The following is a 23,392-nucleotide window of genomic DNA, read 5'->3' on the forward strand; positions in this document are numbered from 1 at the left end:
GTTCGCCCGAGACTGTTGATTCGCGTCCACACTCGAGTCTCGAGGGAGGCGCCCAAAAGTGACCCGACTGTCGGGTCCGGCTACGCCTGGGACTGGGCGGCCTGAATCCAGTCCGAAGCGCGGTCCTCGGAAATTTCCGCGGCGTCGGCGACGGTCTCGGCCTGCGTGCTCGCGAGGTCGGCGATCGTCTCGATGCCCGCGTCGGCCAGCCGCTCGGCGTAGGTCTGCCCGACGCCCTCGAGGGCCTGCAGGTTCTGCTCGGTCGCGTCGGCTCCTTCCTCGGTCGCGGTTTCGATCGCGTTCGTGGTCTCGACGACGGTGCTCTCGGTCGCTTCGGCGGCCTCGCCGACCAGGTCCTGCGCGCCGCGCTGGCTCGTCCGGGCGACCGACTCGGTCGACTCCTGGGCCGTCTGTGCGACCGCTTCGGTGGACTGCTGGACGGTATCGGCGACGTCTTCGGTCTGCTGTTGGACCGTCTCGGCGGCCTCCTCGGCGCGGCGGACGCCCTCGACGGTCTGCTGTTCGGTCTCCTGTTGGGCCTCGAGCATCGACTGCGTCGAGTCGGCGAGCACCTGCTGTTGCTGGGCGGTCAGTTCGTCGACGGCCTCGAGAAAGCCGTCCTCGAGCTCATCCCAGGCCTCGTCCTGGGTGCGCTCGAACTCGTCGAAGCCGTCGTTGACGGCCGAGCGAACGTTGAACTCGTCGCCGTTCATCACGGAGTCGAGGGCGTCGAACTGCGCGTGAAGCATCCGCTGGACCAGTTCGGCGTGTTGCTCGAACCCTTCATTGAACGCCTGCTTGGTCTGTGCCGTACTCTCTTCGAAGCCCTCGTCGACGGTCGACCGGACGTCGTAGGCGTCCTCGTCGATGGCGTCCTCGAGGGCCTCGAGCTGGGCGTCGAGGAACCGGCGGGCGAGTTCGGTGCCCTGGCGCTGGGCGCTTCGCTGGGCCGCCATCCCGTTGCGAAGCATCGTCTCCATCGCGTTCTCCTGGAACTCGAGCCCCTGCTCGAACAGCTGCTGGCTCTGCTTGATCGACTGGCGCTGCAGCTCGAACGTGGCTTCGATGGGCGTGGTTGCGTCGGTCATGGTGTCGAGGGCGCAGTGACGGGTAATTGCCGTCCCTGGTACCTACCCGCGAGAACGACGGCGACCGTGATAAATGCTGGCCCTAAATGGTTTTAGGAACCATCTGATACCACAGAATGTCGTAGAGCTTCATCACGGTACCAGCGGGCGGTTTCTCGATCTCCTGTCACCGTAGCCATAGCTATCGCTGGCGGTCCCGCTTCCGGTCGCCCACTCGAGCGCGTCGGCGAGAAAGGGGAGGTCGAAACGAACGGCTGACGAGAACGGGGGACGAAACGGACGGCCGGCGAAGACGGTCGAAAAACCAGTCCGCGAAGCGGCGTCGCGGTTCAGCGGTCGAGGCCGCCGCGTTCGGTGACCTCGAGGATGAACTTCACGTTGCGAACGATCTCCTCGGGCGTGGTCTCCTCGTCGGGATCGTAGAGGTCGCTGGTTCGGTAGAGGACGTTGGCGAGTTGCTTGCTCTCGCTGGTTTCCCCGCGGACGTCGTCGGCGACGTCGCGGAGCGCCGCCACGCGTTCGGGATCGGGCTCGAACTCGGGCGCGTCCGCGTCCGTTCCGTCCGCCGAGTCGGCGTTACCGTCCGTTCCGTCGCTCGAGTCGGGGTCGTCGTCCGTCGTCATCGATCGGCCGAGGTCGCCTCGTTCCGTCTGGTCTGGGAGACGCCGCGCCGGTGGACGATCCCGGTGTTGTTCGCGACGTTCTCGGTGATCGTCCGGAAGGCGTCGCCGGTGGCGCTCTCGTCCTCGAGGACGGTCGGTTTCCCGCCGTCGCCGCCCTCGCGGACGGCCGGATCGAGCGGGATCGAGCCCAGGAACGGCATCTCGTGTTCGTCGGCGAACTCCCGGCCGCCGCCCGAGCCGAAGATGTCGTGCTCGCCGCCGCAGTCGGGACAGGAGAACGTCGACATGTTCTCGGCGATGCCGAGCACGACGGTGTCGTGTTTGGCGAACATCTCGAGGCCCTTCCGGGCGTCGTCTAAGGCGACGTCTTGGGGCGTCGTGACGATAACCGCGCCCGTGACGGGCATGGTCTGGAGCATCGTCAGCTGGGTGTCGCCGGTCCCCGGCGGGAGGTCGATGACGAGGTAGTCGAGGTGGCCCCACTCGACGTCCTCCGTCAACTGAGTGATGACCTTGTGGACCATCGGACCGCGCCAGATGACGGGGTCGTCCTCGCCGGTGAGGAAGGCCATGCTCATCAGCTTCACGCCGTACTTCTCGGGGGGCACGAGCGTCTCGTCCTCGGTGGCCATCGGCGGCTCGTCGGCGTCGACCATCCGCGGCACGTTCGGGCCGTAGACGTCGGCGTCGAAGAGGCCCACATTGGCGCCCAGCCGCGAGAGGCCGGCCGCGAGGTTGACGGCGACCGTCGACTTGCCGACGCCCCCCTTCCCGGAGGCGACGGCGATGACGTTCTTGACGCCCGGCAGTACCTGGTCCTCGTTGGCGACGTCGTCCCGGTCGGGCACGCTCGCCGAGAGGTCCGGCTCGAGGCCCTCCTCGAGGAGCAGTTCCCGTACCTCGCCGGCGATATCGGTCTCGGTGGGGGAGTAGGGCGCCCCCAGCGCGAGGTCGATATCGACCTGCTCGCCGTCGACGGCGATGTCGTTGACGAGTCCGAGCGAAACGATGTCGTCGCCGAGTTCCGGATCTTCGACCGTCCGGAGGCGGTCGCGAACGGCGGCTTCGTCCATGTAACTAGCTACTTCCGGGCGTCGAAAAGGGTTGTGTTCCCACCTTTTTGCTGCGGACTCTCGCTCACTTCGGTCGCTCGAGCCCTCGCAAAAAGCTGGTCCGAAAAGACCGCACCGGCAAATTGGCCGCGGGAACGCTGTCTGTGACCGATCCACAGCGTCTCCGCGTCGAAGTCGCACCGCGGACCGCCGTCGGTCGGCCGTCAGTGGCCGCCGGTGAGGTGCAGTCCGACGATCCCGACGACGATCACGCTGAGGAAGCCGACTCGAGCCGCCGACAGGGGTTCGTCGAAGAGGACGATCCCGAGCGACGCGGTCCCGACGGCGCCGATTCCCGTCCAGACCGCGTAGGCCGTTCCAACGGGGAGGTCCCTGACCGCCAGGGCCAACAGCCCCATGCTGATGACGAGGGAGACGACGGTGGCGAGGGTGGGGAGCGGCCGCGAGAGCCCGTCGGAGTATCCGAGTCCGATCGCCCAGCCGACTTCGAACAGTCCCGCGAGCACCAGGAGATACCACGACATACTCGACTCGAGGATCGGGCCCGCGGGTATAGGCCCCTGTCGGTCTCGAGGCGACGACTCGGCGCGAACCGATCTGCGGACCGGTCACCGGATCGACCGCGAATTCATCAGGCGTTGAAATCGAACCGCGGCCCGCCGTAGGTCGGCGGGTCCGGCTCGAGCTCGACCCCCCGTTCGTAGCGCACGAAGTTCAGGTAGAACGGCCGCCCGCAGCCCTCGACCGGCTCGCCCTCGAGGTCGGTGACGGGGCCGTCCTCGCCGCAGAGAAACTCGACCCCGTCGGCCGACTCGCGGTCCGAATCGTCCGGGTCGGCGTACTCCCACCCCGGCTGCGGGCGCTTCGTGACCGACCGATCCGCCAGATCCGGCGGCCGCTCGAGGCTGACGACTGCGTTGCAGTGGGGACAGGTGTAGCGAACGGTGACGGTCATCGGCGGGTCCTAAGGGGCTCGAGGACGTAAGTCTGCGGTCGCAGAGAGCGCATCCGACGGACGGTGGCGCGCGCTGTCGATCGGTCCGGGCGACAGCGAGGAGCGATCAACGACTCGTGCGAGGGACGAGTGAACGAGCGAAGCGAGTGAGCTAATCGGTTGGGGAGGGCGTGGAAATCCTGCCGCCACGATAGCAGAGAGACGAGTTCGGTCGAACTCGAGTACGTCGCTCGTCGACGGCTCAAGCGATTCAAGGTCGTCCCGAATTGTTTACCCGCCTGCTGGCCCACAACCGACCATGACCGAGTTCGACCCCGAGAAGTTCGAGGACAAGTACGTCCACTACTTCGAGGAGCTCCAGGAGGCCTACTCCAACGCGTACAACCAGCTGCACGGTCGCTACGACTCCGAGATCCTCAAAGCGATCGATCGGAACGTTCTGAGCGAGAGCGAGCCGTTTTACGAAGGAGACGGCGAGTTCCGGATCGAGTTGCCCGACGAGCGCGTCGAAGAGGTGCGAAGCGCCGTCGGCGAACCCGAGCGGTTCGACACCGTCCTCGAGGAACTCGTCACGAGAATCGAAGCGGAGTTACGGCGCATCTTCGGCTTCGAATCCGCAGACTGACCGGCCGCGGCCGCTACCGACACCCGAACACCTTTCTCCCTGACGGGAATTCGTGCAGGTATGATCGACGAGACGGTCGAGCAGATCCAGGAGATGCAGACCCACAGCTCCTCGGTGGTAGCCGTCCGCGCGACGCGGGCCCTAGAGGAGTTGCTCGAACGGGAGTTCGCTACCGTCGAGGAGTACACGCGCGCCCTCGAGCGCAACGGCTCGGTGCTCCGACGAGCGAATCCCTCTCACGCCTCGCTGCAGAACGCGGTCCGGGAAGTCGTCGACGACGTTTCCGACGCCGATCACGACAGCGTCGAGGAGGCGAAGCAGTACACCCGGGACAAGATCGACGCGGTCGTCTCCCGCGTCGAGTCCGGGAAGGAACTCGCGGCCGAGAACGCCGCCAACCTCCTCGAGGACGGCGCGACGCTGCTGACTCACGATTACTCCTCGACGGTCCTGGAGGCCCTCGAGCGGGCGACCGACGCGGGCAAGAGCTTCGAGATCTACGTCACCGAGGCCCGGCCCCGCTTCATCGGGCGCAAAACGGCGCGGGCGCTCGCGGACCTCGACGGCGTCGAGACGACGCTGATCACCGACAGCGCCCACGGGGTCTACCTCGAGGAGTGCGACCGCGTCGTCGTCGGCATGGACTGCATCGTCGAGGACACGCTGTACAACCGCGTCGGTACGTTTCCGCTCGCGTCGACGGCCGCGCGACTGGACGTCCCCGTCACCGTCCTCGGCTCGGCGTCGAAGATCGTCAGCGAGGGCTTCGTCTTCGAAAACGAGTTCCGGCCGGGCAGCGAGGTGATGCCGGAACCCGCGGAGGGCTTTACCGTCGAAAACCCCAATTACGACGCGACGCCGATCGAGTTACTCGAGAGCGTCGTCACCGACGAGGGTCGACAGACGTTCTAACCGAGTGGCGCCCGTTCGATCGGGATTCGCCCGAATTCAGTCGCGTTCGCCGAACGTCCGCGGCGCCCCCTCCGTCGGCGTCGCCCAGTCGACGGCGTTGCGGAGCACGCGTCGAACGTCGTCGTCCTCGTAGATCGGATACTCTTCGTGGCCCGGCCGGAAGTAGAAGATCCGGCCGCTGCCCCGCCGGTAACAACAGCCGCTGCGGAACACCTCCCCGCCCTCGAACCAGCTGGTGAACACCAGCCGGTCGGGCTCGGGCACGTCGAACGGCTCGCCGTACATCTCCGTTCTGGGGAGTTCGATCGATTCGTCGAGCCCGTCGGCGATCGGGTGGCCGGGGTCGACGACCCAGAGCCGTTCGGTCCCGCCGTCCTCGCGGTACTGCAGGCTACAGGTCGTGCCCATGAGCCGCTTGAAGACCTTCGAGTAGTGGCCCGAGTGGAGGACGATCAGGCCCATCCCCTCGAGGACCCGCTCCTGGACGCGGTCGACGACCGCCCCTGAGACCTCGTCGTGGGCCTCGTGGCCCCACCACAGCAACACGTCGGTCTCCTCGAGGACGTCCGCCGGAAGGCCGTGTTCGGGGTCGTCCAGCGTCGCGGTGCGGATACTGTGATCGGGCGCCTCGTCTCGTCCGTCGCCGTCGGTGAGCGCGTCGGCGATCGTCGCGTGGATCCCGTCCGGATAGACGGCCGCGATCTCGTCGTCCTCGCGCTCGTGCCGGTACTCGTTCCAGATCGTAACGTCGGCCATCGGACGGCCGTCGTCGCGAACACCCTTAGCTGAGGCGATACCGGCTCGTGACGGTCCGGTTTAACGATACGATTATTCGGACCTCTTTCCCGGTGTCAGGCATCGCTCGTATAATTATTTCTGAACTACAGAACAATTGCACAGATTAATCGGTCACAACCCTTATTTCGATCGCCCACCGCTTCTCTCTATGGACTGGGACCGCATGCAAACGCCATCGAAATCGCCCGTTTCCGCTACCATCTCCTCCTGGACGCTTCATCAATCGGAGGTTTCGCGATGATCGGCGACGGTATCGGCGTCGGGATCGTCGGTCTGGGCGGGATGGGGCACCTGCACGCGCGTAGCATCTCCGATCTCGGTGCCGAGGTCGTCGCCGGCGCCGACCTCGTCGAGGCCCAACGTCAGCGCTTCTCCGACGAGTTCGGCGCGCGGACCTACGAGACCCACGAAGAGATGGTCACCGAGGACGACGTCGACGCCGTCATCGTGACGACGCCCAACCGGTTTCACGAACCGATCGCCGTCGACGCCCTTGAGGCCGGCTGTCACGTGCTCGTCGAGAAGCCGCTGGCCCACACGATAGAGAGCGCCGAGCGAGTCGCACGCGCCGCCGCGCGCGCCGACGGGATCTGTATGGTCGGCTTCCACAACCGTCACGCCGCGTCGATGGCCATGTTCGACGAACAACACGCCCGCGGCCGCTTCGGCGACCTCACCCACGTCGAGGCCAACTACGTTCGACGGCGAGGCGTTCCCGGTCCCGGCTCGTGGTTTACGGACTCAGAACTCGCCGGCGGCGGCGCCCTCCTCGACATCGGCGTCCACGCGCTCGACCTCGCTCTCTACGCGCTCGACTTCCCGGAGATCACCGAAGTGTCGGGGGTCACCCGGACGACCTTCGGCACCGACGCGGAGTACGCCGATCCCGACGGCTTCGGCGACAACTGGGACGCCGAAGCGGAGACCTACGAGGTCGACGACTCCGTCAGCGCCTTCATCCGCACCGCGGAGGGCCAGACGATCTCGCTCGAGGCCGCCTGGGCGACCAACCGCGAGGAGAGCATGGACTTCCGCGTGCGCGGCACGGAGGCCGGCGCGCAGTTCGACATCGGCGACACCACCCTCAACATCCTTGAGGCCGGCACCGCCGGCGGCGATCACTACGCCGACGTGACGATGACCGGCGACGAGTCGGTGACCGGCTACGCGGAACAGGACGAACAGTTCCTCGCGGCGATCGCCACGGGCGCGGCGCCCGAGACGAACACCGTCGAGGAGGCCCTGACCGTCCAGCGGGTCATCGACGCGATCTACCGCTCGAGCGAGACGGGACGCGCGACCGAGCTCGCCGAACCCCAGGTCTCGGAGTTCCAGCTCGAGCAAGCGACTCGGCTCGAGTAACTGCGTAACGTCAGTCTCGGCTCTGGATTTTCTCTCCGTTCTGCGACGATCGATACCGAACGGTTACCACGGCGAACGGAGCCGCGGCTCCGTCCACTGTAACAGCGAAAAATCGGAATACGCTCGCCTCGAGCCGACTTACAGGACTTCGTCGAAGTCGTGGTGGCCGTGGATGTCGACGCCCTCGTCGGTGATCTCACAGAGGAAGACGCCGTTGCCGGAGCCGGTGTCGCGCTCGACGGCGGACTTGATGCCGTGGGCCGCGACCGAGACGGCCTCCTCGTTGGACATGTCCTCCTCGTAGGCCTGCTCTAGATGCCCGTAGGCGAGTTGCATCCCGGAGCCGGTGACGGTGTAGTCGTCCTCCATGACCCCGCCGGCGGGGTCGATGCTGTAGACGTGGCTGCCCTCCTCGTCGACGCCGCCCAGGATCGGGTGGATGGCGAAGAACGGGCCGCCGCGGGCGAAGTTACCTGCAAGCGTCGCGAGCGCGTCGATGCTCATCTGCTCGCCGCGGCGGGACTCGTAGAGGTTGACCTCGGCGCGGAGACTCGAGATGAACGACTGGGCGCCGCCGACCGAGCCGACGAGCGTCAGCGCGCCGGTCGGGTGGATCTGCTCGACCTTCTGGACGTTCTTGTTCGAGACGAACCGCCCGCCGAGGCTGGCGCGCATGTCCGTCGCGATGACGACGCCGTCGGCCGTCGAGATGCCGATCGTCGTCGTCCCGGTCTTGTTGACGTTGTCGAGGTCGGCCCGCGTCAGGTCGTTCTGGGGCATCGACCCGATTTCGGGCTCGTAGGGGTTCGGATCGTCGGCCAACTGGTCGACGGTACGAGAGAAGTCCGAATTATGCTGAGGTGCTCGCATTGACGAAACGTTACGACCGGCACGGTATAAAACACCGGCGGTCACCTCGGGGGTTTCCGCTTTTCGGACCGGTGGCTCTCGAGTCGAGAGCCCTACAGAAACGGCGATTCGTCGTCAGTTCGGTCGGATTCGATTACTCCTCGGATTGGCGGGCCTCGAGGGCGTCCTCGACGTTCGCGAGGACGCGATGGATCGGTAGCGTGACGCCGGCCTGGCGGGCGGCGATCGCGAGCGGCATCGCGACGATGCCGATCAGGATGCACAGTTGGTACAGGGCGAACAGGGTCGCGTGGTACACGCGGGATATCATCGACGTTCAGCCATGGCCAGACGATGGGTATATATAAACTTTCTTGTGCTCCAGTAACTATAACGATCTATAACCAGCTACCGGGTCGACGCCGTCTTGCGATTCAACTGCAGTTGTAGTTCGGACCACTCCAGGCGCACTCGAGTCGATGTACGGCTATGCAGGCGGCAATTGACCCGGTCAATTCTCGTAACTTATGGGAACGATTCGGCTCACGTGCGCACCCGGTGCGCGGCGGTCGCGCGCCACTGCGGACGCCCCGCACCCGGCGCTCGTCGCGAATCCGTCGAGAACGAACCGGACTCGAGAACGCGGTCGTCTGCCGGCGACGAACCGCAAGACAGGAAACCCCCCGGAACGACCACCACGTATGGGCAATTATCTCGTCGCGATGGAAGCCGCATGGCTCGTTCGTGACGTCGAAGAGATCGACGACGCGATCGGCGTCGCCGTCAGCGAAGCCGGGAAACGACTCAACAGCGAAGACATGGACTACGTCGAGGTCGAGGTCGGCGCGACGGGCTGTCCCGCCTGCGGGGAACCCTTCGACTCGGCCTTCATCGCCGCCGACACGGCGCTCGTGGGGCTGGCCCTCGAGATGGAAGTGTACAACGCCGACAGCGAGGAACACGCCTCCCGAATCGCCAAGAGCGAAGTCGGCGGCGCGCTGCGTGACGTTCCCCTCTCGGTCGTCGACATCATCGAGACGGAAGAAGAGGACTGAGCGCGCCTTGGCTGCTGACTGCCGCCGTCAATCGACGGCGTCGGCCGGTCATCACCACGGCGGCGACTGTTCCGCTTTTACGAGTGTCTAAATTCCACGTCCAGAATGGCCCGATTATAAACGGCTGAAAGGAGAAGAAATACCGTTGTCGGACCGGGTTTGTCCGGCTACTTGATGAAGAAATAGACCCGTGCTCGAGGGTAAACGCGAACCCGTCTCACCTGATGAGTCTGCGCGTGTGAATCACCAATCATACCCGGAGTATCTCACACGTATCTTTGATTTTCTCTGCCTCGAGTGAGCCACTGGTGTAGACCCATCCTTCAGAAAACGATAGAAGGCGCACAACACGGTCCAATACCGCAAAAACCCACCGGCAGGCGTCTGTATCCCATACGAAAGGGATAGCCTAGTAGAATTATCGTGAAATGCTTACAAAGCGCTCTATGATAGATGTACTGCACGAGATTACGACTGGGAGAAGTATATACGTACTAAGAGTTCCGACTAAGAGCCATATTACGAGATCCGTCACGGAAAAGATCTGCCGTTCTACCCCAAATATGCCAATATAGTTGAAAATAGCTGTAGTGGTTGTTAAAAGGATAGCGATCGTTACCCGCTCCAAATCGATTATATCCCCAATATTCTCTAATTTCATTTTAGGATATTATGCGTGAACTCTGCACCCATCCTACTTCGGACAGTCTCCCAACGCAAAGTATTTTTGATAACCCGTAGTTATTGACCCGTATGGAACTTCCGACGCCCGCGGATCTGCGCCAGCGCCGCACCGAACTCGGGCTGACCCAGAGCGAACTCGCGGAGACGGCCGACGTTTCCCAACCGCTGATCGCGCGAATCGAGGGCGGGGACGTCGACCCGCGGCTCTCGACGCTGCGCCGCATCGTCAACGCCTTAGAGAAGGCCGAGAGCGACGTCGTCCGCGCCGAGGACCTGATGAACGAGGCCGTCGTCAACGTCGCTCCCGACGACGCCGTCAAGGAAGCCGCCCGGAAGATGGAGGAGGAGGCCTACTCCCAGCTCGCCGTCATCCAGGACGGCATTCCGGTCGGCTCGATCAGCCAGGGCGACCTCGTCCACCTCGATTCGGAGGCCCGCGACGAACCCGTCGAGGAGCACATGAGCGAGAGCTTCCCGACGGTGTCGAAGGACGCGACGCTAGACGAGATCAGCAACTTGCTCGAACACTACAAGGCCGTGATGATCACCGAGGCCGGCGAGACGGTCGGGATCATCACCGAGGCCGACATCGCGTCGCGGTTCTCCTAGTCGGTCAGGCCTCGAGCTGGCGGTTCCCCTCGTCGACGCTCGAGGTCGCGGCTCACACTGCGAGATACTCCGTCACCGCGTCGCGCGAGGCGAGGCGGTCTGGACCGAGTTCGTCGACGATTTCTCCCTTGTCGATGGCGTAGCAGCGCTCCGCGAGGTTCTGGACGACGTGGAGGTTCTGCTCGACGAAACAGATCGTCGTCCCGAGCTCCTCGTTGACGCTTTGCAGGTCCCGCGTGATGTCCTGGACGATCGACGGCTGGACGCCCTCGGAGGGCTCGTCGAGCAGGAGCAGCTCGGGGTTGCCGATCAGCGCGCGCCCGATCGCGAGCATCTGTTGTTGGCCGCCGCTCATCGTCCCCGCCTCCTGGTCGCGGCGTTCCTCGAGGATCGGGAAGTAGTCGTAGACGGCCTCGTACTGCAGGCGGTCGTCGCCCTCGTTGATCGTCTCGCCCATCCGCAGGTTCTCCTCGACGGTCAACTCGGGGAAGACGTCCCGGCCCTGCGGGATGTAGCCCATCCCGCGGCGGGCGCGGACGTCGGCCGGTTCCTCGGTGACGTCCTCGCCGTCGAAGACGACGGTTCCCTCGTCGGCCTCGAGCAGGCCCATGACGGCCTCGATCAGCGTCGTCTTCCCGACGCCGTTCTTCCCCATGATGCCGACGATCTCCCCCTCGTCGACGGCGACGTCGACGCCGCGGAGGATCGGTGTCTTGCCGTACGACGCGCGCAGGTTCGTGAGTTCGAGCATCAGTGATCTTCCCCCAGGTAAATCCGCTTGACTTCGGGATCGTTCGTGACCTCCTCGACGGTGCCCTCGCGGAAGATCGAGCCCTGATCGAGGACGGTGACGCGATCCGCGATCGATTCGACGAAGTCGATGTCGTGTTCGATGACGATCAGCGCGACGCCGTCGTCGTCCGAGATCTCCCGCAACAGATCGGCGATTTCGGCGGTCTCCTCGACCGAGAGCCCGGCGACCGGTTCGTCCAGCAACATGAGGTTCGGCTCGAGGGCCATCGCCATCCCGATCTCCAGTCGCTGCTGTTGGCCGTGGGAGAGGTTCGACGCGACGGTGCCGTACTCGGCGAGCAGATCGAAGCGCTCGAGGATCTCGCGCGTTCGCGCCTCGAATTCGTCGCCGTCGACGACCTGCTGGAGCGGGATCCGCAGGTTCCCTGCGACCGTCAGCCCCTCGTAGATGCTCGGCACCTGGAACTTCATGCTGATACCGCGGTCGACCCGCTCGTACGAGGGCAGGTCGGTGATGTCGTGACCGTCGTAGTAGATCTTCCCGGCCGTGGGCTCGAGTCGCCCCGTCAGCAGGTCGAGGAAGGTGCTCTTCCCCGCGCCGTTGGGACCGATGAGACAGCGCAGTTCCCCTTCCTCCAGACTGAAGTCGACGTCGTCGGTCGCGGTGAGGCCGCCGAACTCCTTGCGCAGATCCCGCGTCTGGAGGATCCGCGAGGAGCCCTCGCCGGTCTCGTCGACGGCCCGCGTCGTCATGACGGTCGGATCGCTGGCCCCCATCAGTCGCTCACCTCCTCGGCGCCGGCCGGCGCGTCCGCCGGCGTCGGGTCGGACGAGCGGTAGTCGACGACGAGATCCCGGAGCCGCGGCGCGACCCCTTCGGGCATCACGAGGACGACGAACACCAGCAGCGAGCCGATGATCACCAGCGCCCACTCGCTGCCCGAGAGCGCGAGCTGGTAGTCGACGAACTGGATCGCGAGCGCGGCGCCGACGGTGCCCAGAAGCGAGGTCCGGCCGCCGACGCTGGCCCAGACGACCGGCAGGGCGGCGGCGGTGATCCCGAACACGCTCGGGTCGATGTAGTTGTTCTGCGTCGCGAACAGGACGCCGCTGAGGCCGGCGATCGCGCCGCCGATCGTGAACGCGGCGAACTTGATGAACGTCGTGTCGTAGCCGAACATCTCGGTCCGGCTCTCGTCCTCGCGGGTCGCGACCATCGCGTACCCGAACCGGCTGTTGACCAGCGCGCGCAGCCCGAGGTAGGTCGCCGCGAGCGCGCCCAAGGTCACGTAGTAGTGGGCGACGATCCCGATCTCGAGACCGGCCGAGCCGATTCCGATGGCGAGGTCGGGGACGCCGCTCATGCCGTTGAACCCGCCGAGGCGGGCGTCGCCGATCGCCCACTCGCCGCCGGCGGTCTGGCCCGTGAACGTGTAGAGGACCAGCGCGACGACGAGCGTCAGGATCGTCACGTAGACGTCCCGGACGCCGCCGTAGAACATGAAGTAGCCCAGCGCGGCGGCCGCGAGCGTCGAGACGGCGACCGCGGCCAGCAGCCCCAGCGTCGCCCCGGTCAGCGTCGGCACGTTGATCGCGACGACGCCGAACGCGTAGCCGCCGATACCGAAGAACGCCACCTGGCCGAAGCTCAGGATGCCGCAGTAGCCCCAGATAAAGGCGAGGCTGACGCCCAGCAGGGCGTACGCGAGGAACACGGCGCCGATCTCGGCGGCGTAGTAACCGAAGAGGACCGGCAGCGCCGCGAGGACGGTCACGGCGACGGCGAAGCCGAGCCAGAACGCCGGCGTGTTCCCCATCGTGTTCGGCCCTTCGAACGGCCGACGGAGGCCGGCCAGCGGCCCGTCGCTCGAGTCGACGCTCATTCGCTCTCACCCCACTTCTCGCGGAGATCGGACAGCAGCCCGGTGATCCCGTCTGGCATCAGGCGGATGGCGACGATGGCGGCGACCAGCATCGCGACCTGTCCCATGAACGTCCCGGCGAGGTTCGTGAACGCGGCGTTGACCGTACCGAGGAAGCCGCTGGCCAGGATCGTCCCGAGGAGGACCGAGGAGCCGCCGACGACGACGGCGACGAACGCCTCGACGAGGAAGCTGGTCCCGTACTCGGGCGTGACGGTCATCACGGGCGCGTACAGCGCGCCGGCCAGTCCGGCGAGTCCGGAGCCGATGGCGAACGTCGCCGTGTACATCCGGTCGGTGTCGACGCCCATGCTGCGGGCGGTCGCCTCGTCTTGCATCGTCGCGCGTGCTCGGACGCCGAAGTCGGTCCACATGAATAGCGCGTACAGCCCGCCGAGCACGCCGACCGCGACGACGGCGAGCACGAGGTAGTAGACCGGCCCGTCGACGACCGGGAGTTGGCCGAACGGGATCCCCACGCCGGGCGCGGTGTTACCGAAGGCGATCCGGGTGAGCTGGATCATCACGAGGCTGATCCCCCACGTGACGACCATCGAGTCGAGCAGCCGTCCGTAGAGTCGGCGGATGATCAGCCGCTCGAGGACGAGCCCGAAGGCGGCCGTCGCGAGGACGCCGACGGCCATCGCGGCCGCGAGCGGCAGCCCGGCGGCGACGGCGAAGGAGGTCGTGTAGGCGCCGACGAGGATGAACTCGCCGTGGGCGAGGTTGATGATACCCATCATGCCGAAGATCACCGCCAGTCCCACCGTCGCGAGGACGATGAAGGCGAAGATCTCGACGAACTCGAAGCCGAGGTTCAGGAGTTCCGGTGTCGCCACGATCAGATCACCTCGTAGTAGTCCGCCGGTTCGTACTGCGTCTGTTCGGCGTCGCTCGTGAGATCACAGCCGACGTCGTGCAGGAACGACGGTTCGATCGTCCGCTCGTCGTCGAAGGTGATCTCGTGGTTCTCGTCGGCGTGTGCGACTCGCATGTTGTGTTCGACGTGGTGGGTCGCCGGATCGAGCGCGACGTCGCCCTCCGGCGCTTCGACTTCGATTCCGCTCTCGAGTTCTTCGATCACCGCCGCCTGATCGAACGTGCCCGCGCGTTCGACCGCCTCCTTGTAGAGGTAGACGGAGAAGTAGTTGTTCTGGGCCTCCTGGTTGATGTACTCGGCGTCGTCCCAGCGGTCGTCGTAGCGCTCGACGAACGCCTCGTTGCGCTCGGTCGGTAACTCCTCCATGTAGCTGACGCCGGCGTAGACGTCCTCCAGCGCGGGCGGATCGATCCGGAGGTGTTCGCGCTCCTGTGCCATGTTCGTCGACGTCCCGATCGGGACGTCGGTGAGCCCGCTGGCCAGCCGCTGTTCGTAGAACGAGGAGTGGTCCTGACCGACGAGCATCGACATCACGAAGTCGGGATCGGCCGACCGAATGTCGTTGATCGTCGAGCCGAACTGGGACTCGTCCAACGGGATGTACTCCTCGCCGACGACCTCGGCGCCGTGTTCCTCGGCGATGATCTTCACCCAGTCGCCCGACAGCTGCCCGAAGTTGTAGTCCGCGGCGATCGTGTAGATCTCGTCGCCGTACTCCTCGATCATGTAGGGAACGACGGCGCCGAGTTGCTGGCGGGCCGTCGCGCCCAGCGGGAACACCGTCTTATCGCAGACGCCGCCCTCGTACTGGGTCGTGTAGAAGTACAGCTGCTCGTGTTCGTTGACGATCGGCCGGATCGCCTCCCGGGTCGCGCTCGAGTAGCCGGCCCACATGACGTCGACGTTCTCCCGATAGATCGCGTACCGAGTGAGGTCCTGGTAGCGCATGTTGTCCGACTGCGGGTCCGGGGAGAAGACGTCGATCTCCTCGCCCAAGATTCCGCCGTCGCGGTTGATCTCCTCGATAGCCAGCTTCGTCGTCCGGTACTTGGCCGTCCCCGTCAGCGCGAACGTCCCGGAGCGGTCCTCGAGAATGGCGACCGTCGGGCCGCTCGAGCCGTCGCCGAGACCGACGAGGCCGCCGTCCGCGACGCAGCCGGCGAGTCCGGCGAGGGCGCTCGCGGAGCCCCCGGCGAGAACGTCGCGTCGGGAGCACCGAGGCCCGGTCACGCGCGATCACCGGCGCCGGTCGCACCTGTCGGATCGGTCGGCGCAATCATCTCAGTTTTCCTCCGTCAACCGTCGGTCGCATTCCTTCGCCCTTCCAGAACGTATCTCGATATATGGGCCACGATTGTCCGATCATATCCCTGAGTGCTTGAAAATAGAGTGGATATAAAAGGGTTATCTCAAGGGAGTACAATCGCTATAGTTGTCTCGGGTACTGGGTAACCATCCGAAATGGGACTGTAGTCCCTAGTAGTTCGGACGAATATCTGATTTCTTCCGTATATAGCTGCAAACGTTCGACGAATTCGTCGAACAACGGTATCGAAGAGCGATATTCCGTGGATTGACGAACGGTGAATCCTACTGAGTTCCCCGTAGACAGCCGCTATCGGGGATATTGCGACAACACGCATCTGTCAACACGGACTATTCTTCCCTCGGATATTTCCGATACCTCGGGAATATTCCGCGATACTCCGCCTCTACACACTAATTTGGCAAACGCACACGTTCGGAACGGTATAGAAAGCAACAACTCCTTCCGAAAGGATGTTTGTGAACGGTCCATTATAGCGGTATTGCTCGACGAATGGGCACCGACCTCGAGTCGCCGCGTCGCGTCGTCCGTTCGCGACCGTCGATACCGTTCGAGAATGAGGATGCTGGATTCGATTCGCAATCCCGTATTATTTCTCCGAATCGTCAAGTTCGGAGCGGATCATCGGGGACGACGACTCGAGCGGCCGTTTGGCGGTCGGGAGTGAGGAGTCGGCTCGGCGATGGTCGCAGTCCGACACCGCGAACGCCGGATCGGCCTGCGCGCCGCGGGCGACGCCGAAAGCGGATGTCGATCCGCGTCGGCGAGCGAATAATCGAACGAATATCCGGTCCTCGTCGGTCATTTATCAACCGAAGTTTGTATAATCCGGTTTCGTGCACCTTCTGCTAGAATCTCGGAAATAATTGGGCAAGTATTGTCATCCACGGACCTATTTACGTTGTTCGTCCGTCTATCTCGCGTCGTGATGAGCTATCGTTTTCGCACGGCTGTCGGTTCGACGACCGACGTGATCGACCGATGAGCGAGTTCGTTCCGGGCGAGCTGCGCCCGGCCGCGGAGCCGGTTCGGCTCAACGAGGGCCGCGAGACGGCGACGGTGACCGTCGAGAACACCGGCGATCGACCCGTTCAGGTCGGCTCGCACTTTCACTTCTTCGAGGTCAACCCCGGGCTCGCGTTCGATCGTGAAATCGCCTACGGGATGCGACTCGACATTCCGGCGGGAACCGCGGTCCGGTTCGAACCCGGCTGCGAGCGCGAGGTCGATCTCGTCGCGATCGGCGGCGACCGCACCGTCTACGGCATGGGCGGCCTCGTCGAGGGCGACCTCGACGACGACGCCGTGAAAACGCGCGCGATGGAGCGCGCTCGAGAGCGGGGATACCTGACGGAGGGCGACGAATGAGCCGCGACCTCCCCCGCGAGGAGTACGCGGAACTGTTCGGTGCGACCGAGGGCGATCGCCTCCGACTCGGCGACACGAACCTCTTCGCGGAGATCGAGACCGACTACGGCGTTCCCGGCGAAGAGGCCGTCTTCGGCGGCGGGAAGACGATGCGCGACGGGATGGGGATGCGGTCGGGAGCGACTCAGGCCGAGGGGACCCTCGACTGGGCCTTCACGAACGTCGTGATCATCGATCCCGTGCTGGGGATCTGCAAGGGCGACATCGGCGTCCGCGACGGGACGATCGTCGGCGTCGGGAAGGCCGGCAACCCCGACACGATGGACGGCGTCGACATGGTGATCGGGCCGAGCACCGACACCGTCCCCGCCGACGGGCTGATCGCGACCCCCGGCGCGCTGGACATCCACGTTCACTTCAACAGCCCGCAACTGATCGACCACGCGCTCGGCTCCGGCGTCACGACGATGCTCGGCGGCGGCTTCGGGGGTGGCGCGACGACCTGTACCCCCGGTCCCCGCAACATCCAGCGATTCCTCCAAGCCGCCGAGGACTGGCCGGTCAACGTCGGCTTCTACGCGAAGGGCAACAGCAGCCGGCCCGAGGCGCTGATCGAACAGATCGAGGCCGGCGCCTGCGGCATGAAGCTCCACGAGGACTGGGGGTCGACGCCCGCCGCGATCGACACTTGCCTCGAGGTGGCCGACGAGGAGGACGTCCAGGTCTGCATCCACACGGACACGCTGAACGAGTCGGGGTTCGTCGAGCACACCTTCGACGCCATCGACGGGCGGGCGATTCACACCTTCCACATCGAGGGCGCCGGCGGCGGCCACGCGCCGGACGTGCTCGAGTTGATCGGCCACGAGCACATGCTCCCCTCGTCGACGAACCCCTCGATGCCCTACACCGAGAACACGTTCGACGAGCACCTGGACATGGTGATGGTCTGTCACCACCTCAACCCGGACGTCCCTGAGGACGTCGCGTTCGCCGAGTCGCGGATCCGCGCGGAGACGATCGGCGCCGAAGACGTGCTTCACGACACGGGCGCCATCTCGATGATGACCACCGACTCGCAGGCGATGGGCCGGATGGCCGAACTGATCAGCCGGACGTGGCAGACCGCCCACAAGATGAAGGCCCAGCGCGGCCCGCTCTCCGCCGACGAGGGGACCGACGCCGACAACGCCCGCATCGAACGCTACGTCGCCAAGTACACGATCAACCCGGCGATCACGGCGGGGATCGACGACTACGTCGGCTCGCTCGAGCCCGGCAAGCTGGCGGACATCGCGCTGTGGGATCCGGCCTTCTTCGGCGTCAAGCCGAAGGCCGTGATCAAGGGCGGCTTCCCGGTCTGGTCTCAGATGGGCGAGGCCAACGGCTCGCTGATGACCTGCGAACCGGTGATCGGCCGCGAACGCGCCGGCGCCCAGGGCCGGGCGAAACACGGTCTCTCGGTGACGTTCGTCAGCGAGGCCGCCTCCGAGAACGAGGTCGGCGACGCCTACGATCTGCGGACGCCGATCCGTCCGGTCAGCGGCACCCGAGAGGTCCGAAAATCGGACATGGTCCACAACGACCACTGTCCGGACGACATCGCGATCGACGCCCAGACGTTCGAGGTCGAGGTCGATGGCGAACACGTCGCCTGCGACCCGGCCGCGGAAGTGCCGCTCGCGCAGCGATACCTGCTCTGAATATGGATTCCGAAGACACAGCCTCGACTCCGACGACGATTCCGACCGTACCGGCGACGCAACCGCAATCTCAACCGACGCGTCCGGCCTCGAGTCAGCCGACAGCGGCCTCGAGCCACACGACGGAGGTGATTCGATGGGAATGAACCTCTCGCCGAAGGAGATGGAGCGCCTGACCGTCTTCATGGCCGCGGAACTCGCCCGGCGACGCAAGGACCGCGGCGTGAAGCTCAACCACCCCGAGACGGTCGCCTACATCTCCGACTGGGCCTGCGAGGCCGCCCGCGAGGGCAAGTCCGTCTCGCAGATCCGCTCGGAGGCGACCCAGCTACTCACCCGCGAGGACGTGATGGACGGCGTCCCCGAGATGGTCGACATGATCCAGATCGAACCCGTCTTCCCCGACGGGACCAAGCTCGTGACGATCCACGACCCGATCCGGGCCGACGGCCCCGAGCAACTCGAGACGGTCGATCCGGGGCCCGGAGAGGACCTCGAGGGGGAGGTGGAGTAATGGGGTACCGAGACGTCGCGAAGGTCGGCCTCGGCGGTCCCGTCGGCTCCGGGAAGACGGCCCTGGTCAAGCGACTCGTGCCGGAACTCGTCGAGCGCGACTACGAGGTCGGCGTCATCGCCAACGACATCATGACCCAGGAGGACGCCGACGTCTTCCGGGAGACGTTCGCCGACCTGCTGCCCGCGGATCTCGTCGAAGGGGTCGAAACCGGTGCCTGTCCGCACACCGGCATCCGCGAGGACCCCTCGATGAACCTCGCGGCCGTCGACGAGTTCACCGAGCGCCACCCCGAATTGGACGTCGTCCTGATCGAGAGCGGCGGCGACAACCTCGCCGCGACCTTCAACCCCGAGCTAGCCGACTACTTCCTGTTCGTCATCTCGGTCGCGGAGGGCGAGGACATCCCGCGCAAGCGCGGGCCCGGCGTCACGCAGGCCGACCTGCTGGTGGTGAACAAGACGGACCTCGCGCCCCACGTCGACGCCGATCTGGACGTGATCGAAGCGGACGCCAGCGAGGTGCGCGGCGACGATCCGTTCGTCTTCACCGACTGCAAGGCCGGCGAAGGGATCGGCGACGTGCTCGAGCACGTCGAGCGGGAGGTGCTGTTCGCGTGAGCGCGGGGCGCTCTTCGTCGGCGGACGAGGGGACGGCCCTGCCGCCGGCCTTCGAGGGCTACGCCGACGAGTCGCTCGCGCAGGCGCCGGCCGGCGGCCCGGGGAAGAACGGGCTGCTCGAGGCGACGTTCGCCCGACGGGGCGACGGCCCGACGCGGATGGTCCGCGATCGCGTGAAGGTTCCCTACCACCTGACGGGCACCCTCGAGACCGATCCGGCGCCGGGACTGACGACCCTCGTCGCGCAGGAGCCCACCGGCGGCGTGGCGCAGGGCGACCGGCACCGTCTGCGGATCGAGACTCGCGAGGGGGCTCGCGCGCACGCGACGACCCAGAGCGCGACGAAGGTCCACGGCATGGACGCCAACTACGCCCACCTCGACGCCTCGCTCCGAGCGGAGTCGGGGAGTTACCTCGAGTACGTGCCGGGTCCGACGATCGTCAACGAGGACGCGCGCTGTCTCCAGACGATCGACGTCGACCTCGCCGACGACGCCTGCGTCGTCGTCGCGGACGTGCTGGTCCCGGACGGGTTGACCGACCACGAGCCGTTCGGGTTCGACCACTACCACGCGCGCGTCGAGGCCGAGCACGACGGCCGACTGGTCTGTGCCGACGCCGTCGACCTCCGGCCGAGCGAGCGCGAGCCGCGCGATCCGGCCAGCGTCGGCGAGTACGGCGTCGTCGGCTCGCTGTACGTCTTCGCGCCCGCCTCGAGCGCCGAGATATCGGGGGCGGCGGCTGCCGCTCCGGAGACCGACGCGGAACCGGCCACCCTCGAGTCCCTGGTCGAGGGGATCCACGAGCGGCTCTCGGACCGCGACGACGTCGAAGCGGGCGTCTCCACGCTTCCGCACGAGGCCGGCGCGATCGTTCGCATCCTCGGCGACCGCGAGGCCGACGTGACCGAGACGCTGCGGGCCGCGTGGGACGAAACCAGACGGCGGCTACTAGGGGTCGGCGCACCAGCCGACCGGCGATACTGATGGAGCGAATCGATGGCATCGTCGGCAACGTCCACGCCGACGACGAACTGGCCGCGTTACGGGCGGAACACGAGGAACGCGGGACCCTCGAGCGCGTCGTCATCGACGCGGACAACCGCCGGCGTTCGCGGTTCCGCGCGACGACCGACGCCGGAACGGACGTCGGCGTTATCGTCGACACGGCCGCGGTCTCGGCCGGCGACGTGCTGCTGGTCGAGGCCGACCGGATGATCGTCGTCGCCTTCGAACCGCGGGACGCGCTGGCCGTCTCGCTGCCCGATGCGACCGACGAGGCGCTCGCGGCCGCGGTCGAACTCGGCCATCGCATCGGCAACCAGCACTGGGATCTGGCGGTCGAGGACGGAGTCGTCTACGTCCCGCTCGAGGCCGACCGCCACATCGTCGAGCGCGTCGTCGCCGACGTCGTCCCGGGCTCGGAGGTTCGGGAGACGACCGTCGAGGCGGACCTGTTCGTGACGGATATCGACGACGCCGGCGCTCGCGGCGTCGATCACGACCACGGCCACGAGGGGGATCACGACCACGGCCACACCCACGAACACGGCGGACACGCGCACGGGCACGACGGACAGGGCCACGACCACGCCGAACACGGCCACGGTCACGACCACTCTCACGAACACGACCATGACCACTGAACGGGACGCGGAACCGGACCCTCCGGAGCCGAACGCGGACTCGGACCGGACACCGGCTTCAGGCCGGGTCTCGGACTCGAGTGCAGACGCGAGCGCGTTCCTCTCGGCGCTTCGGCTCTCGGACTCGTTCCTACCGGTCGGCGGGTACACGGCCTCCTACGGCCTCGAGCAGTACATCAACGAGGACCGGATCGGAGACGGCGACGATCTGCGGGAGCTGATCGCGGCCTACCTCCGGCGCGTGGTCGGTCCCTGCGAGACCGTGGCGCTGGCCAACGCCCACGCGGCGAGCGCGGCGGGGGACCTCGAGGCGCTGCTGGCGGTCGACGAGCGCCTTCACGCGGTAACCATGCCTCGCGAGTTCCGCGAGAGTTCGACGAAAGCCGGGGCGAAGCTCTGTGAGCTACTGGCCGAGACCGACACTAAGAACGGCGCCGAGGGTTCTGACGAAACCGAGTCCGACGGCTCCGACCTCGAGTCGGCCTTCGTCGATGCCGTCGCGGCCGACGAGACGCCGGGCCACTACCCGGTCGCCTTCGGCGTCGTCGCGCAGGCGCGCGGGCTCTCGCGACGCGAGGCCTGCCTGGCCCACGCCCACTCGTTCGTGACGGGGTTGCTGGGCGCGGCCCAACGGCTCGGCCGGTTCGGCCACACGGATATCCAGTCGGTGCTCGCGGCCCTCGAGCCCGCGATCACCGCGGTCTGCGAGCGCCACGTCGACGACGAGCCGGAAGCGATGGTTTCGTTCGCACCGCTGGCCGAGATCATGGGGATGCGCCACGAGCGCGCGGGGCGGCGACTGTTCATGAGTTGACGGACCGCTCGGGCAGGGGACTCCCGAGGGGTTATAAACTGCCGGACGGCTGAGGGAACGTCCTATTCGCGTTCGCCGTTTACTTCGGCCGCCGACAGCATGAAGATAGCATACATCAGCGCGTCGAACCCGATTGGTTCGATCGGCGGCGCGGCGAACACGGCCGGCAAGTGGATCGACGAACTCCGCGAGCGAGGCGTCGAAATCGACGTCATCTGCCGCGGCGAATCGGACGCCTCGCGCGTCGTGGACGGAATCGAGGTCACGGAACTGGCCGGCTTCCGGCCGCGCGACGAAATCGCAACACGGCTAGCGGACGGGGAGTACGACGTCGCGCTCGTGCAAGACCTCTGGGCCGATATCGCGCTCGAGGCGGCCGCGGAGCACGGTGTCCCGACCGTTCTCTCGCTGACGACGACCCACGCGACGGAGGGAGTCGTCGCCGAGCTCTCGCCGACGCGGTTCGTCGCGAACTCGCGGTACACCCAGCAGTGGATCACGAGCGTCTGGGGGCGCGACTCGACGCTCGTCTACCCGCACATCGACTTCGACTTCTACACCGCGCCCGAGGGGCCGTCGGATCGGATCTCGATGATCAACCCGATCGACATGAAGGGCGGACACACCTTCCGAGCGGTCGCCGAGCGGTTCCCCGACCGGGACTTCCTGGCGAAGGGCGGCTGGTACGGTTTCCGAAACGACGACTTCAGCTGGGACGTCGAGGCGCTGCACCTCCAGGGCAGCACGTTCCACGACGCCCCGTCCGACGTTCCTGAGGCGGAGATCCTGGAGCGCGGCCCGACCGACGCGGAGTTCGACGACCTCGAGAACGTCGCGTTCACGAGCGAGCCGGGAATTCTGGAGGTCTACGCGAAGACGGGCGTGTTGCTGGTGCCGTCCGTCTGGGCGGAGACGTTCGGCCGCGTCGTCCTCGAGGCGATGTGGAATCGGATTCCGGTCGTCGCGAGCCACCGCGGCGGGCTGCCGGAGGCCTGCGGCGGCGCGGGCCTGCTCGTCGACGAGTACACCGATTCGGACGCCTGGGCCGAAGCGATCGAGAAACTCGACGACCCGGACGTCTACGAGGGGTTCGCGGAGCGAGGGCGCGAGCGCGCCGAGGCGTACAGAGACCGGCTCCCCGAACAGATCGACGCGCTGGAAACCGTGCTGGCGGAGGCGGCGGCCGAGGGATAGCGCGAGAAACGACTCGAAC

26 protein-coding genes are annotated in these 23,392 nt (G+C 66.1%); 13 read left to right on the top strand and 13 right to left on the bottom strand.

Translation table 11 applies throughout. The features are described 5' to 3' along the window. Positions 1-80: 80 nt before the first annotated feature. The 5 genes from HTZ84_RS08390 to HTZ84_RS08410 all read right to left on the bottom strand — a co-directional run bounded on the left by HTZ84_RS08390 (position 81) and on the right by HTZ84_RS08410 (position 3,739). The gene (locus HTZ84_RS08390) at positions 81-1,088 is read right to left on the bottom strand and encodes a helix-hairpin-helix domain-containing protein (protein WP_174680258.1); all 1,008 of its coding nucleotides are present in this window, start codon (positions 1,086-1,088) and stop codon (positions 81-83) included. Between the two features lie 329 nt (positions 1,089-1,417). Further along, positions 1,418-1,711 carry a hypothetical protein gene (locus tag HTZ84_RS08395; protein WP_174680259.1) on the bottom strand — a complete coding sequence of 98 codons (294 nt, stop codon included), beginning with the start codon at positions 1,709-1,711 and terminating at the stop codon, positions 1,418-1,420. After that, positions 1,708-2,784: an Mrp/NBP35 family ATP-binding protein gene (locus HTZ84_RS08400; protein ID WP_174680260.1), complete on the bottom strand. Its 1,077-nt coding sequence runs from the start codon at positions 2,782-2,784 to the stop codon at positions 1,708-1,710. The genes HTZ84_RS08395 and HTZ84_RS08400 overlap by 4 nt, the downstream gene beginning before the upstream one ends. Positions 2,785-2,987: 203 nt before the next feature. Beyond that, the gene (gene sugE, locus HTZ84_RS08405; protein ID WP_174680261.1) at positions 2,988-3,308 is read right to left on the bottom strand and encodes a quaternary ammonium compound efflux SMR transporter SugE; all 321 of its coding nucleotides are present in this window, start codon (positions 3,306-3,308) and stop codon (positions 2,988-2,990) included. A gap of 107 nt (positions 3,309-3,415) precedes the next feature. Next, positions 3,416-3,739: a hypothetical protein gene (locus HTZ84_RS08410; RefSeq protein WP_174680262.1), complete on the bottom strand. Its 324-nt coding sequence runs from the start codon at positions 3,737-3,739 to the stop codon at positions 3,416-3,418. A 298-nt stretch (positions 3,740-4,037) separates the two neighbouring features. On the opposite strand from HTZ84_RS08410, the gene HTZ84_RS08415 reads away from it, so the two are divergent. Continuing rightward, positions 4,038-4,364 carry a DUF5783 family protein gene (locus HTZ84_RS08415; RefSeq protein WP_174680263.1) on the top strand — a complete coding sequence of 109 codons (327 nt, stop codon included), beginning with the start codon at positions 4,038-4,040 and terminating at the stop codon, positions 4,362-4,364. A gap of 60 nt (positions 4,365-4,424) precedes the next feature. Beyond that, positions 4,425-5,276, top strand: coding sequence for a translation initiation factor eIF-2B (locus HTZ84_RS08420; RefSeq protein ID WP_174680264.1), 852 nt, complete (start codon positions 4,425-4,427; stop codon positions 5,274-5,276). A 36-nt stretch (positions 5,277-5,312) separates the two neighbouring features. Here the strand turns inward: HTZ84_RS08420 and HTZ84_RS08425 are convergent, their stop codons facing one another. Continuing rightward, on the bottom strand, positions 5,313-6,032 hold the full coding sequence (locus tag HTZ84_RS08425; RefSeq protein WP_174680265.1) for a ThuA domain-containing protein: 720 nt from the start codon (positions 6,030-6,032) through the stop codon (positions 5,313-5,315). A gap of 279 nt (positions 6,033-6,311) precedes the next feature. Here HTZ84_RS08425 and HTZ84_RS08430 point away from each other — a divergent pair, with 279 nt between their 5' ends. Then, entirely contained in the window at positions 6,312-7,436 is a 1,125-nt protein-coding gene (locus tag HTZ84_RS08430) for a Gfo/Idh/MocA family protein (protein ID WP_174680266.1), read from the top strand. A 138-nt stretch (positions 7,437-7,574) separates the two neighbouring features. Here the strand turns inward: HTZ84_RS08430 and psmB are convergent, their stop codons facing one another. Beyond that, positions 7,575-8,306, bottom strand: coding sequence for an archaeal proteasome endopeptidase complex subunit beta (gene psmB / locus HTZ84_RS08435; protein ID WP_012942752.1), 732 nt, complete (start codon positions 8,304-8,306; stop codon positions 7,575-7,577). Between the two features lie 133 nt (positions 8,307-8,439). Beyond that, positions 8,440-8,616, bottom strand: a complete 177-nt coding sequence (locus HTZ84_RS08440; protein ID WP_012942751.1) for a hypothetical protein — start codon at positions 8,614-8,616, stop codon at positions 8,440-8,442. Between the two features lie 370 nt (positions 8,617-8,986). Between HTZ84_RS08440 and HTZ84_RS08445 the strand changes: the two genes are divergently transcribed. Both HTZ84_RS08445 and HTZ84_RS08450 read left to right on the top strand, forming a co-directional pair. Beyond that, positions 8,987-9,340, top strand: a complete 354-nt coding sequence (locus HTZ84_RS08445) for a DUF555 domain-containing protein (RefSeq protein ID WP_008896827.1) — start codon at positions 8,987-8,989, stop codon at positions 9,338-9,340. Between the two features lie 753 nt (positions 9,341-10,093). After that, positions 10,094-10,633: a CBS domain-containing protein gene (locus tag HTZ84_RS08450; RefSeq protein WP_008896826.1), complete on the top strand. Its 540-nt coding sequence runs from the start codon at positions 10,094-10,096 to the stop codon at positions 10,631-10,633. Between the two features lie 52 nt (positions 10,634-10,685). Here HTZ84_RS08450 and HTZ84_RS08455 read toward each other — a convergent pair whose 3' ends face one another. Genes HTZ84_RS08455 through HTZ84_RS08475 form a run of 5 tightly spaced genes read right to left on the bottom strand, consistent with a single transcriptional unit; the run spans position 10,686 to position 15,418 of the window. Beyond that, positions 10,686-11,384: an ABC transporter ATP-binding protein gene (locus tag HTZ84_RS08455; RefSeq protein ID WP_174680267.1), complete on the bottom strand. Its 699-nt coding sequence runs from the start codon at positions 11,382-11,384 to the stop codon at positions 10,686-10,688. Further along, positions 11,384-12,163, bottom strand: a complete 780-nt coding sequence (locus HTZ84_RS08460) for an ABC transporter ATP-binding protein (protein ID WP_174680268.1) — start codon at positions 12,161-12,163, stop codon at positions 11,384-11,386. Before HTZ84_RS08460 ends, HTZ84_RS08455 begins: the two co-directional genes overlap by 1 nt. Then, on the bottom strand, positions 12,163-13,269 hold the full coding sequence (locus tag HTZ84_RS08465; RefSeq protein WP_174680269.1) for an ABC transporter permease subunit: 1,107 nt from the start codon (positions 13,267-13,269) through the stop codon (positions 12,163-12,165). The genes HTZ84_RS08460 and HTZ84_RS08465 overlap by 1 nt, the downstream gene beginning before the upstream one ends. After that, positions 13,266-14,147 carry an urea ABC transporter, permease protein UrtB gene (gene urtB / locus HTZ84_RS08470; protein WP_174680270.1) on the bottom strand — a complete coding sequence of 294 codons (882 nt, stop codon included), beginning with the start codon at positions 14,145-14,147 and terminating at the stop codon, positions 13,266-13,268. The genes HTZ84_RS08465 and urtB overlap by 4 nt, the downstream gene beginning before the upstream one ends. Positions 14,148-14,149: 2 nt before the next feature. Next, positions 14,150-15,418, bottom strand: coding sequence for an urea ABC transporter substrate-binding protein (locus HTZ84_RS08475; protein ID WP_174680271.1), 1,269 nt, complete (start codon positions 15,416-15,418; stop codon positions 14,150-14,152). Positions 15,419-16,496: 1,078 nt separating this feature from the next. On the opposite strand from HTZ84_RS08475, the gene HTZ84_RS08480 reads away from it, so the two are divergent. The 8 genes from HTZ84_RS08480 to HTZ84_RS08515 all read left to right on the top strand — a co-directional run bounded on the left by HTZ84_RS08480 (position 16,497) and on the right by HTZ84_RS08515 (position 23,373). Continuing rightward, entirely contained in the window at positions 16,497-16,883 is a 387-nt protein-coding gene (locus HTZ84_RS08480) for an urease subunit beta (protein ID WP_174680272.1), read from the top strand. After that, positions 16,880-18,586 carry an urease subunit alpha gene (ureC, locus tag HTZ84_RS08485; RefSeq protein ID WP_174680273.1) on the top strand — a complete coding sequence of 569 codons (1,707 nt, stop codon included), beginning with the start codon at positions 16,880-16,882 and terminating at the stop codon, positions 18,584-18,586. The genes HTZ84_RS08480 and ureC overlap by 4 nt, the downstream gene beginning before the upstream one ends. 136 nt (positions 18,587-18,722) lie before the next feature. Then, entirely contained in the window at positions 18,723-19,100 is a 378-nt protein-coding gene (locus HTZ84_RS08490; RefSeq protein ID WP_254611723.1) for an urease subunit gamma, read from the top strand. Next, positions 19,100-19,720: an urease accessory protein UreG gene (gene ureG, locus HTZ84_RS08495; RefSeq protein WP_174680274.1), complete on the top strand. Its 621-nt coding sequence runs from the start codon at positions 19,100-19,102 to the stop codon at positions 19,718-19,720. The genes HTZ84_RS08490 and ureG overlap by 1 nt, the downstream gene beginning before the upstream one ends. Beyond that, positions 19,717-20,706: an urease accessory protein UreD gene (locus HTZ84_RS08500; protein ID WP_174680275.1), complete on the top strand. Its 990-nt coding sequence runs from the start codon at positions 19,717-19,719 to the stop codon at positions 20,704-20,706. Before ureG ends, HTZ84_RS08500 begins: the two co-directional genes overlap by 4 nt. Next, positions 20,706-21,365: an urease accessory protein UreE gene (ureE, locus tag HTZ84_RS08505; RefSeq protein WP_174680276.1), complete on the top strand. Its 660-nt coding sequence runs from the start codon at positions 20,706-20,708 to the stop codon at positions 21,363-21,365. Before HTZ84_RS08500 ends, ureE begins: the two co-directional genes overlap by 1 nt. Then, entirely contained in the window at positions 21,355-22,179 is an 825-nt protein-coding gene (locus tag HTZ84_RS08510) for an urease accessory protein UreF (RefSeq protein ID WP_174680277.1), read from the top strand. The genes ureE and HTZ84_RS08510 overlap by 11 nt, the downstream gene beginning before the upstream one ends. 99 nt (positions 22,180-22,278) lie before the next feature. Next, positions 22,279-23,373, top strand: a complete 1,095-nt coding sequence (locus HTZ84_RS08515) for a glycosyltransferase family 4 protein (protein WP_174680278.1) — start codon at positions 22,279-22,281, stop codon at positions 23,371-23,373. Positions 23,374-23,392: the final 19 nt, after the last annotated feature.

Source organism: Haloterrigena gelatinilytica, assembly GCF_013342145.1.
GTDB lineage: Archaea > Halobacteriota > Halobacteria > Halobacteriales > Natrialbaceae > Haloterrigena > Haloterrigena gelatinilytica.

Coding starts and splice junctions, on each gene's coding strand:
- sugE (WP_174680261.1), bottom strand. CDS start 3,308: ATGTCGTGGTATCTCCTGGTGCTCGCGGGACTGTTCGAAGTCGGCTGG.
- HTZ84_RS08390 (WP_174680258.1), bottom strand. CDS start 1,088: ATGACCGACGCAACCACGCCCATCGAAGCCACGTTCGAGCTGCAGCGC.
- HTZ84_RS08455 (WP_174680267.1), bottom strand. CDS start 11,384: ATGCTCGAACTCACGAACCTGCGCGCGTCGTACGGCAAGACACCGATC.
- HTZ84_RS08480 (WP_174680272.1), top strand. CDS start 16,497: ATGAGCGAGTTCGTTCCGGGCGAGCTGCGCCCGGCCGCGGAGCCGGTT.
- HTZ84_RS08450 (WP_008896826.1), top strand. CDS start 10,094: ATGGAACTTCCGACGCCCGCGGATCTGCGCCAGCGCCGCACCGAACTC.
- HTZ84_RS08460 (WP_174680268.1), bottom strand. CDS start 12,163: ATGGGGGCCAGCGATCCGACCGTCATGACGACGCGGGCCGTCGACGAG.
- HTZ84_RS08445 (WP_008896827.1), top strand. CDS start 8,987: ATGGGCAATTATCTCGTCGCGATGGAAGCCGCATGGCTCGTTCGTGAC.
- psmB (WP_012942752.1), bottom strand. CDS start 8,306: ATGCGAGCACCTCAGCATAATTCGGACTTCTCTCGTACCGTCGACCAG.
- HTZ84_RS08395 (WP_174680259.1), bottom strand. CDS start 1,711: ATGACGACGGACGACGACCCCGACTCGAGCGACGGAACGGACGGTAAC.
- HTZ84_RS08425 (WP_174680265.1), bottom strand. CDS start 6,032: ATGGCCGACGTTACGATCTGGAACGAGTACCGGCACGAGCGCGAGGAC.
- HTZ84_RS08515 (WP_174680278.1), top strand. CDS start 22,279: ATGAAGATAGCATACATCAGCGCGTCGAACCCGATTGGTTCGATCGGC.
- ureG (WP_174680274.1), top strand. CDS start 19,100: ATGGGGTACCGAGACGTCGCGAAGGTCGGCCTCGGCGGTCCCGTCGGC.
- ureE (WP_174680276.1), top strand. CDS start 20,706: ATGGAGCGAATCGATGGCATCGTCGGCAACGTCCACGCCGACGACGAA.
- HTZ84_RS08510 (WP_174680277.1), top strand. CDS start 21,355: ATGACCACTGAACGGGACGCGGAACCGGACCCTCCGGAGCCGAACGCG.
- HTZ84_RS08490 (WP_254611723.1), top strand. CDS start 18,723: ATGGGAATGAACCTCTCGCCGAAGGAGATGGAGCGCCTGACCGTCTTC.
- HTZ84_RS08400 (WP_174680260.1), bottom strand. CDS start 2,784: ATGGACGAAGCCGCCGTTCGCGACCGCCTCCGGACGGTCGAAGATCCG.
- HTZ84_RS08410 (WP_174680262.1), bottom strand. CDS start 3,739: ATGACCGTCACCGTTCGCTACACCTGTCCCCACTGCAACGCAGTCGTC.
- HTZ84_RS08430 (WP_174680266.1), top strand. CDS start 6,312: ATGATCGGCGACGGTATCGGCGTCGGGATCGTCGGTCTGGGCGGGATG.
- HTZ84_RS08465 (WP_174680269.1), bottom strand. CDS start 13,269: ATGAGCGTCGACTCGAGCGACGGGCCGCTGGCCGGCCTCCGTCGGCCG.
- HTZ84_RS08440 (WP_012942751.1), bottom strand. CDS start 8,616: ATGATATCCCGCGTGTACCACGCGACCCTGTTCGCCCTGTACCAACTG.
- HTZ84_RS08420 (WP_174680264.1), top strand. CDS start 4,425: ATGATCGACGAGACGGTCGAGCAGATCCAGGAGATGCAGACCCACAGC.
- HTZ84_RS08415 (WP_174680263.1), top strand. CDS start 4,038: ATGACCGAGTTCGACCCCGAGAAGTTCGAGGACAAGTACGTCCACTAC.
- ureC (WP_174680273.1), top strand. CDS start 16,880: ATGAGCCGCGACCTCCCCCGCGAGGAGTACGCGGAACTGTTCGGTGCG.